The following is an 8,859-nucleotide window of genomic DNA, read 5'->3' on the forward strand; positions in this document are numbered from 1 at the left end:
GTGAAATCGGCGGTGGTGATGGAACAGCTCGGCGCCACCACCCGCGTCGCCTTCGACAAGACGGGCACGCTCACCCGGGGCACCCCCGAGCTCGTGGAGATCCATCCGCTCCCCGGCGCCTCGACTCCCCCCCCGGCCGGCTCGCCCCCCCCGTCGTCCCCCCCCCCGCCGCCCCCGCGCCGGCCGCGCCCGGCCCCGCGCGGGCGCAGGAACACGATGGCAGGCCGTTCCTTGTCCGGGTGCGGGCGGGCCAGTGCCCGCAGATCCGCGGTGCTGCCGCCCGCGACGATCGCGAGGAACTGTGCCTCGATCAATCCGTTGCTCGCGGTGTTCTTCGAGAAGATCTTGTCGCGCAACACTTCTGCGGCCACGTCACGCAACGCGGGATAGTCGAGGTCGGGAAAGAGCGCGCCCCGGTGCGCGAATCGTTCCCGCCGCGCGGCCATCTCGACCGCGAAGCGCAGCAGTCTGCTCTCCCTGGCCCCGGGCAGCCACCCCATCAGGCGCACCAGATCGGCGCCGCGGCTACGGCTTTCGGGCCGGACCGCGTCCAGGTCCATCGGCGTGCAGTCCAGCAGCACCGCGACCAGGCGCCGGTCGCTGCCGAGGTGGATGTGCCGCGCCACCTCGAGCGCGACCACCCCACCCATGCTGTGCCCGACCAGCACGATATTGCGCACGTTGCCGTACCTGGCGGCCCGCACGATCATGTCGGCGATCACCTTGGTGTCGATACCGGCGTTGTCGTAGCGCACCGCCCACACCACGCCGAACCTGCTCAGCGCGGGCAGCGCCTTCGCGGTCGGCGTGGCGTCGAGCCCGCCGAGCCCGACCAGGTCGACGACGGCGGTGTCCCAGTCACGCGCGTCGGCGGGCAGATGCGCGGGCAGCAGGGCCGGGTCGGTGCGGGCCAGGCGTTCGCGTTCGGGGGCCACGTCGTGCACCCAGTACTGCACGAACACGAGCAGCGCGACCAGCAGGACACCGAGTGATCGCAAGGCCACCAGCCTGGTTCGGCGCCAGCGCCGCCACCCGTGGCCGAGGCGGGTTTCCCGCAGCCGGGCCCGCCGTCGCGTCTCGTCGTAGTCCGCGACGGTGGACGGATGTCTGTCGATCGACGACATTCCTCCACTGTAGGAGCGGGTATCGGCCGGGGGCTCGTGTCGATCCCGTGACGGACGCTCACCGCGTTTCGTAGCGTCGCGCGTAGCTCGTCGGCGGTTCGCCGAAGATCGTCCGGAAGTCCCGGCTGAGGTGGGCCTGGTCGGCGTAGCCGAGTTCGGCGGCGGTGGCGGACCAGTCGACGCCGCCGCCCGCGTCGAGCCGTGCGGTGACCTCGTGCAGGCGGTAGCGGCGCACCACCCATTTCGGGCCGATGCCGACGTGGTCGGCGAACAATCGCTGGAGCCCGCGCACGCTCAGCCCGAACCGTTCGGCGATGGCGTCGACCCTGGTGACGCCCGGGTCGGCGGCGATCGTGTCGACCACCTCGGCGGCGAGTTCGGCCTGCGGGTCGGGGGCGGGCAGGCGGGCCGAGAGGAACTGTTCGATCGTGGCGACGCCGGCGGTGGGCGGCAGCTCGGCGCCGAATACCGCTGTGGCATCGACGGTCCGGTCCCGCAGCTGAGCCACCGGCGCGCCGAGGAACGGACGGAACATGCCGGGCCGGAACGCGACACCGAACACCGAACCAGTCCCCGAGAGCTCGCGGTACACGTGCGACGAGGACGGTCCGTGCAGCTCGGCGCGGCCGTCGCGGAAGCTCAGGTGCACGTTCGGCAAGGGCACCACCAGCTGCCGGTACGGCCGTTCGTACTGCCAGGTGGCCGACCAGTACCGGGCGACATAGCGCGCCAGCTCCCCGCCGGGCGCCGCGAACTCATGGCGCTGCGCCGCGCGCCAGGCACCACCGAGTTCCCGCGGATCGCGCTCCACGCGGCGAGTGTATGTCGCGTTTGTTCAAGACAGCCCGGGCCGCCGGGTGGTTGTCTCGAACCATGTCCGAAACCGAACGGGTGGCGACCGCCGCCGAACCGCTGTCGAAGATCCTGCGCACGATCACGCCGGATCTGCTCACCGTCCCGACGCCGTGCGCCGAGTTCGACGTGCGCGCCTTGCTCAACCACCTGCTGTTCTGGGGCCCGTCGCTGGTCGGCGCGGCGCGCAAGCAGGCGGTCGCCCCGCCCGCGGCCACCGAATCCGACATCGATCTCACCTCGGACGACTGGGCCGCCGCCCTCGACACCCACCTCGACGAGCTCGCCGCCGCCTGGCGCGATCCCGCGGCCTGGCAGGGCGTCACGCACATGGGCGGCCCGACCGAGCTGCCCGCGCCACTGGTCGGCGGCATGGTCGTCGGCGAACTGATCCTGCACGGCTGGGACCTCGCCCGTGCCGTCGACGCCACCGTCTCGTGGGACGACGACCTGCTCCGCTACGCCCACACCGAGACCGCCGCGTCGGCCGAGCAAGGCCGCGCCATGGGCATCTACGGCCCCGAGGTCCGCGTCGACCCCAGCGCTCCCCTGCTCGACCGCCTCCTCGGCCTCACCGGTCGTGACCCCGCCTGGACGTCGGCGGGGTGATCGCCGTTTCGTCGGCCTCGCCGGCGCGACCCGGCCTGGACGTCGGCGGGACAGCGGGCCGCTACCTCGCCGCCCGGGCCGCGATGATTCCCAGGCCGAGCGCTCGGTCGGTCGTGCGGGCCGCATGACCGCGTCCCCGGTCGGGGCGTCGGCGGGCTACTCGTCGCTCACCAGCCGTGGCCGGATCCGCCCGGGAAACCAGCGGTACATGGCCACGGCGCCGAGGCCGACGCCGACCGCGAGCATCGCGCCGGCGGCGGCCAGTCCCGCGAAAGCGCCGATCACCCCTACCGCGACGGGACCTGCGAACATCCCGACATCGTGGGTCAGCCGCCAGGCGCCGAGGAACTCGGCCCGGCGATCGGCCGGTGCCGCGAACGCGCCGACGGTCATGATCAGGCCGTTGCTGAGCCCGTTGGCCAGGCCGAGCAGCAGGGTCGAGATGCCCATGGTGAGCGCGGAGTGGGTGAACGGCAGGCTCGCGTAGCCGGCGGCGAAGCAGAGCCCGCAGGCGACACCGGTGACCCGGCTGCCCGCCCGGTCCAGCCAGACACCTGCCGGATAGGACATGAGCACGTCGACCGCGCCGGCCAGGCCGAACAGCAGACTCGTGGTCGCGGCGTCGATGCCGAGATGCGCGGCCCACAGCGGCAGCAGCGCGCTGCGCGAGGCCCGCGCGGCGCCGACGGCCACCGCCGCGAGTCCGAGAGTGCCGAGCGCCCTTCGGTTTTCGGAGAGCACGGTGTGCAGTGGGCGCAGCGCCGACGGATCACCGATCTCGGCCGAACGGATCGTCACCATCGCCGCGCTCGCGAGCAGTGTGGTGGCCAATTGCAGCCACAGCGCCCCGATTGGCCCGAACCCGTGCACCAGCGCGGCGCCGAGGAAAGGCCCGCAGAAGAACCCGAGCCGATGCGCGCCCGCCAATGTCGACATGGCACGGCCCCGCTGCTCCGGGGCCACCACCGAGACCAGGTAGGTCTGCCGCGCGAGGCCCCACACCGCGCCAGCGGCACCGTTGAGCAGCAAACCCACTGCCAGCACAGCGAGATTCGGCGCCGCGATGGCGGCGACCACGCCGACCGTGCCCAGCACACTGCCGACCCCGATCGCGGCCCGCTCCCCGATCCGCGCGACGATCCGCCCCGCGGGCAGATCGGTGAGCACCATCCCGAGCCCACTCAGCGCGACCAGCAGCCCCGCTGCGCCCGCCGACGCCCCGAGATCCAACGCGCGCAAGGCATACATCGGCGCCGCGGCCCCGACGCCGACCCCGTACAGCGCCATCGGCGCGAACACCGGCCAGGTCAACGACCGCAACCGCATCGGCGCGGGCTCGACCGTCTTCGCGGTCATCGCGACCCGACCAGACGACACAGCACGGCCCGCGCCTGCCGGGCCAACACGCTCACCCCGGGTCCGCCGGACGCGGCAGCTCGCGGTGTTCCGGAGCCCATCTGCTGTCGGCGACGACCTTTCCTACCTGCGGGACAACAGTTCTCGTCGACGGGCGCACTCATCCGACGGTAGCGGGCCGCGGTGCGAAACGACCGCGCGGGCGGGCCAGGCCGAAGTGGTCGCGCAAGGTGGTCCCCGAGTACTCGGTGCGGAACAGTCCGCGGTCCTGCAGGATCGGCACCACCGTCTCGGCGAACACCTCGAGTCCACCGGGGTAGTACGGCGGCATCACGTTGAAACCGTCGGCCGCGCCCTGGGTGAACCACTCCTCGATCGTGTCCGCGACCTGCTCCGGTGTTCCGGCGAACACCCGATGTCCGCGCGCCCCGGCCAGCCGATGCAGCAGACCGCGCAGCGTCGGGCGTTCCCGTTCCACGATCCCCGCCACCACCTGGAGCCTGCTGCGCGCGTTGTCGGTGACGTCACCGGCACCGGCGAACACGTCCGCAGGCACCGGCTCGTCCAGCGCGAGGGCCCGCAGCGAGGTGCCGGTGATCGATTCCAGTTGCTTGATCCCGTATTCGGGCACGGTGAGTTCGTTGAACTCGCGCTCCAGGCGCTTCGCGGCGGCCTCGGTGTCGGCGATGAACGGACTGATGCCGGGCAGGATCTTCACCTCATCGGCCTCACGCCCGTACTCGGCGGCCTTGGACTTGATGTCGGCGTAGAAGGTCTGCGCGTCCGAAAGCCGTTGATGGGCGGTGAAAATCGCTTCCGCGTACTTGCCCGCGAACGCCCTGCCCTCGTTGGAGGCACCCGCCTGCACCAGCACCGGATGTCCCTGCGGCGTGCGGGCGGCGTTGAACGGCCCACGGACACGCAGATGTTCACCGACGAAGTCGATCGGATGGATCTTGTCAGGGTCGGCGTAGATGCCCGCCGCGCGGTCGAGCAGGATGGCGTCGTCCTCCCAGCTGTCCCAGAGCGCGACCACCGCGTCGACGAACTCCCGCGCACGGGCATAGCGCGCGGCGTGGTCGGGATGCCGGTCGAGCCCGAAGTTCGCCGCGGCCAGGTCCGTTCCGGTCGTCACGATGTTCCAGCCCGCGCGGCCGCCGGAGATGTGATCGAGCGAGGAGAACAGCCGGGCCAGGTTGTAGGGCTCGTAGTAGGTGGTCGAGGCGGTCGCGATGAGCCCCAGATGTGTTGTCGCCGCGGCGATCGCGGTGAGCAGCGTGATCGGCTCCAAGCCCGGCGCCGCGTTGTGCCGCACGTCGGTGCGTAGTGCGGGACCGTCGGCGAAGAACACCGCGTCGAGCTTCGCGGCCTCGGCGGTGCGCCCGATCTCCTGGTAGTAGGACACGTCGTAGATGCGGTCCGGTCGGCTGTCGGGGTGTCGCCAGGCGGCCTCGTGATGTCCCGACGGGTAGATGAACGCGTTCAGGCTCAGCTGACGTGGTGCACTCATGACGCCTTCTTCAATTCCTCGAATACGGTGGGATCCACGCCGAGCCCCGCCAGCAGCACATCGCGCAACCGGGTGAATTCGGCGTGCGCGTGCCTGCGCGGGCGCGCGATGTCGATCCGCTGGTCGATCGCGATCCGGCCCTCGTCCAGGACCAGGACGCGGTCGGCGAGCAGCACGGCCTCGTCCACATCGTGGGTCACCAGCAGGACGGCGGGCCGGTGGCGTTCACACAGCGCCTGCAGCAGGGCGTGCATGCGGATCCTGGTGAGCGCGTCGAGCGCGCCGAAGGGTTCGTCGGCCAGCAGCAGTTCCGGTTCCCGCACCAGCGACCTGGCCAACGCCACCCGCTGTTGCTCACCGCCGGAAAGCTCACGTGGCCAAGCCTTCTCGCGCCCGGCCAAGCCGACCTCGGCCAACGCCGCCCGCCCGCGCGCGGCCGCGTCCCGATCCGTCAGGCCGAGGACGACGTTGTCGAGCACCCGGGCCCAGGGCAGCAGCCGGGAGTCCTGGAACACCACCGACCGCTGCGTCGGCACCGTGAGTTCACCCGATCCGGGCACGTCGGCATCGAGCTCGGCCAGTGCCCGCAGCAGCGTGCTCTTGCCCGAACCACTGCGCCCGAGCAGGGCGACGAACTCACCGCGCCGGATCTCGATATCGAGGCCGTTCAGCACGATCCGACCGCCGAAACCACGCGTGAGGGCGCGGGTGCGCACCACCACCCGGTCGGTGTTCAGTCGTTCAGTGTCTGTCGCCATGCCAGCGCCTTTCGTTCCGCCGCCCGCACGGCGAGGTCGCCGAAGAGCCCGAGAAGTCCGTAGATCACCAGACCGACGACGATCACGTCGATCTGCCCGTAGGTCCGCGCCTGCGTCATGAGGTAGCCGATGCCGCTGGTCGCGTTGACCTGCTCCACCACCACCAGCGCCAGCCACGAGATGGTCACCGCCAGCCGCAAGCCGAGGAAGAACCCGGGCAGCGAACCGGGCAGCGCGATCCGCCGCACGAACCCCCACCGCGACAGCCCGACCGTCTCCGCGAGCTCCACATAGCGGGCATCCACACTGCGCAGGTAGGCGTGGGTATTGAGATAGACCGGCACGAGCACACTGGTCGTGATGACGATCAGCTTCATCTCCTCACCGATCCCGAACCACACGATGAACAGCGGGATCAGCGCCAGCGTCGGAATCGCCCGCTTGATCTGCACCGGCCCGTCGACCACCGCCTCCCCGATCCGGCTCAGCCCCGCGACCAGCGCCAGCACCACGCCGATCAGCACCCCGAGGCCGAGCCCGAGCACCGCCCGTTGCAACGATGTCAGCAGGTTCGACTGCAGACGACCGTCGGCGATCAGCTCATTCGCGGTCGCGGCGACCGTCCAGGGCGCGGGCAGCGTCTCCGGATCCAGTGCGCCGGTGGCGGATCCGAGGATCCACGCCCCGATCAGCAGGCCGGGCCCGAGGGCGAACCCGAACGGAATCGGCCGGCCCGGTCCGAGCCTGCGGCCGCCACGCCGACGGGGTGCGAGCGCCTCGACCTGCGGGGTGTTCGTGCGGGCACGGCGCAGTGCGGTGACGTCCAGGGTGGCCATCAGCTCGCCGCCGGCGCGAACGCCGCCCCACTGGCCGTGACGGCTTCGGTGACCGCGGCGTCGAATCGCAGATCGAAACCGTCGACGGCCTCGATCTTCTTCGGCAGTTCGCCTGCCGCGTCGATCGCGTCGATGGTGGCCTGCTGGCGGGCGATCAACTGCTGGTCCAGATGCGGAAAGGTGTAGGTGCCCAGCGACTCGACGATGCGTTTCGCGTCGTCGGCGCTCACCTTCTGGATCTCGACGTAATAGCGGGTCGCCCATTCCTCGCGGTGGGTGTTGGTCCACTGCCAGGCCCGCACGAACGCACCGACCAGCGCCCTGGTCGCGGCGGCCTTGGCCGGGTCCTGCACCACGGCACGGCGGGCATAGAGGTAGGCCAGACCGGTGTAGATGCCGCTGGTCTCGGAATCCGGGATCAGCGTGGCACCCTCGGTGCGCAGCAGCCGGGTCACGTTCGGTTCGATCAGCGGGGCGACGTCGACCTGGCCGGTGCGCACCGCGTCGAGGAACTCCGCGAGCTGCAGCCGGACCAGCTGCACGTCACCGGGTGTCAGCCCGGCCTTGGTGAGCGCCTTGAGCACGGCGGCCTGCTGCGCGGTGCCCTCGGCATAGGCGATCTTCTTCCCGCGCAAACCGGCCAGCGTGCTGATCGAACGGCCCGGCGCGACAGCGAGTTTCAGTGCTTTCGGATCGGTCTGGTATGAGCCGATGATCGGCACGTCCTGACCCGCGGCCAGCGCGTGGATCGGCGGCACGTCGCCGACCTGGCCCACATCGGCGGCGCCGGCCCGGAAGGCCTCGAGCACGGCCGGGCCGCCGATGAAGTTCGCGAACTCGATCTTGAAGGGCAACTTGTCCAGCTCACCGGACAGCCGCAGGGCCGACTGCAACCGCTCCTGCTGGTCAGCCACGATCAGCGTGGTACCCGGCGGAACCTCCACCGGCAGCGGCGCGTCAGGTGTGCCGACCGGCGCGTCCCCACCCTTCGCGCAGCCGGTGAGGCCGACGGACGCGACGGTCGCCAGTGCCAGTAGCGCGGCGGTGGCACGGCCACGCAGGCCGGGCAGGAAGGTGTTCGGTCGGTGCATACACGGATTGAAGCAAGCCGCCGATCACCCGGATACGGTTAGCGTTACCGTGAACTTATTGCGGTCCGCGGACCGACCCGTGTTCGGCGAGGGCGACGAGCTTCGACAGCGCCGTCTGCCAGCCGATCTCGTTGTCCGGCGCGCTCAGTCCCGGCGGGACGTCCTCGTGCAGTACCTCCAGCTCGGTGCCGCCATCGGCCGCGTCGGTCAGGGTGAAGGTGATGCGCTGCGCACCGGACATCTCCGGCTTGTCGGTGACGAACTCCAGCACCTCGACGACCTGCTCGTCGGGAGTCAGGCTGAGGAAACGGCCGTAGTAGGCGTCGTGCTGGGCGTCGATGTCCGCGTCGGAAGCGTCGTCGTAGATGAGGGTGATCGAGAACGTCCCGCCCTCATGTGGCTCGAACCGGTGCACCGCGCTGGCCTTCGCCATGTCGTCGGGCACCATCCACGCCTTGACCGCGTCGGCGTCGAGGAGCAGCCGGTAGACCGCTGCCCGCGGGGCGTTGATGTGCCTGCCTATCCTCGTGGTCGACATACTTCCACGGTAGCCCTCGCCCCGGTCGTCGGCCCGGAAGACGCGAACGCAAAAAGGCCCCCAGCAGATGCTGGGGGCCTTTCGCAGAATATGTCCGGCGGTGTCCTACTCTCCCACACCCTGTCGAGTGCAGTACCATCGGCGCAGGTGGCCTTAGCTTCCGGGTTCGGAATGGGACCGGGCGT

Annotated in this window: 8 protein-coding genes, 1 rRNA gene and 1 pseudogene; 2 read left to right on the forward strand and 8 right to left on the reverse strand. The window is 70.8% G+C overall.

Going from position 1 to position 8,859, the window contains the following annotated elements; all coding sequences use genetic code 11:
• Nucleotides 1-102: pseudogene (locus QH270_RS03660) on the forward strand (hypothetical protein); the annotation flags it as partial.
• A 1,080-nt stretch (nt 103-1,182) separates the two neighbouring features.
• On the opposite strand, the gene QH270_RS03670 reads toward QH270_RS03660, so the two are convergent.
• The gene (locus QH270_RS03670; protein ID WP_280338893.1) at nt 1,183-1,935 is read right to left on the reverse strand and encodes an AraC family transcriptional regulator; all 753 of its coding nucleotides are present in this window, start codon (nt 1,933-1,935) and stop codon (nt 1,183-1,185) included.
• Nucleotides 1,936-1,997: 62 nt separating this feature from the next.
• Here QH270_RS03670 and QH270_RS03675 point away from each other — a divergent pair, with 62 nt between their 5' ends.
• Nucleotides 1,998-2,585 carry a TIGR03086 family metal-binding protein gene (locus QH270_RS03675; protein ID WP_280338894.1) on the forward strand — a complete coding sequence of 196 codons (588 nt, stop codon included), beginning with the start codon at nt 1,998-2,000 and terminating at the stop codon, nt 2,583-2,585.
• 156 nt (nt 2,586-2,741) lie between these two features.
• Here QH270_RS03675 and QH270_RS03680 read toward each other — a convergent pair whose 3' ends face one another.
• The 7 genes from QH270_RS03680 to rrf form a co-directional block, all read right to left on the reverse strand.
• Complete coding sequence (locus QH270_RS03680) at nt 2,742-3,941, reverse strand: MFS transporter (protein WP_280338895.1); 1,200 nt, start codon at nt 3,939-3,941, stop codon at nt 2,742-2,744.
• 160 nt (nt 3,942-4,101) lie between these two features.
• A complete protein-coding gene (locus tag QH270_RS03685; protein WP_280338896.1) occupies nt 4,102-5,451 on the reverse strand; it encodes an LLM class flavin-dependent oxidoreductase in 1,350 nt (449 codons plus the stop codon).
• Nucleotides 5,448-6,209, reverse strand: coding sequence for an ABC transporter ATP-binding protein (locus tag QH270_RS03690; protein WP_280338897.1), 762 nt, complete (start codon nt 6,207-6,209; stop codon nt 5,448-5,450). The genes QH270_RS03685 and QH270_RS03690 overlap by 4 nt, the downstream gene beginning before the upstream one ends.
• Nucleotides 6,185-7,045 carry an ABC transporter permease gene (locus QH270_RS03695; RefSeq protein WP_280338898.1) on the reverse strand — a complete coding sequence of 287 codons (861 nt, stop codon included), beginning with the start codon at nt 7,043-7,045 and terminating at the stop codon, nt 6,185-6,187. Before QH270_RS03695 ends, QH270_RS03690 begins: the two co-directional genes overlap by 25 nt.
• Nucleotides 7,045-8,136: an ABC transporter substrate-binding protein gene (locus QH270_RS03700; protein WP_280338899.1), complete on the reverse strand. Its 1,092-nt coding sequence runs from the start codon at nt 8,134-8,136 to the stop codon at nt 7,045-7,047. Before QH270_RS03700 ends, QH270_RS03695 begins: the two co-directional genes overlap by 1 nt.
• Before the next feature lie 55 nt (nt 8,137-8,191).
• Nucleotides 8,192-8,674, reverse strand: a complete 483-nt coding sequence (locus tag QH270_RS03705; protein WP_280338900.1) for an SRPBCC domain-containing protein — start codon at nt 8,672-8,674, stop codon at nt 8,192-8,194.
• A gap of 92 nt (nt 8,675-8,766) precedes the next feature.
• Nucleotides 8,767-8,859: ribosomal RNA gene (gene rrf, locus QH270_RS03710) — 5S ribosomal RNA — on the reverse strand; the annotation flags it as partial.

It is taken from the genome of Nocardia neocaledoniensis (assembly GCF_029868625.1).
Classification (GTDB): domain Bacteria; phylum Actinomycetota; class Actinomycetes; order Mycobacteriales; family Mycobacteriaceae; genus Nocardia; species Nocardia neocaledoniensis_A.

Coding starts and splice junctions, on each gene's coding strand:
- QH270_RS03675 (WP_280338894.1), top strand. CDS start 1,998: ATGTCCGAAACCGAACGGGTGGCGACCGCCGCCGAACCGCTGTCGAAG.
- QH270_RS03680 (WP_280338895.1), bottom strand. CDS start 3,941: ATGACCGCGAAGACGGTCGAGCCCGCGCCGATGCGGTTGCGGTCGTTG.
- QH270_RS03685 (WP_280338896.1), bottom strand. CDS start 5,451: ATGAGTGCACCACGTCAGCTGAGCCTGAACGCGTTCATCTACCCGTCG.
- QH270_RS03690 (WP_280338897.1), bottom strand. CDS start 6,209: ATGGCGACAGACACTGAACGACTGAACACCGACCGGGTGGTGGTGCGC.
- QH270_RS03695 (WP_280338898.1), bottom strand. CDS start 7,045: ATGGCCACCCTGGACGTCACCGCACTGCGCCGTGCCCGCACGAACACC.
- QH270_RS03700 (WP_280338899.1), bottom strand. CDS start 8,136: ATGCACCGACCGAACACCTTCCTGCCCGGCCTGCGTGGCCGTGCCACC.
- QH270_RS03705 (WP_280338900.1), bottom strand. CDS start 8,674: ATGTCGACCACGAGGATAGGCAGGCACATCAACGCCCCGCGGGCAGCG.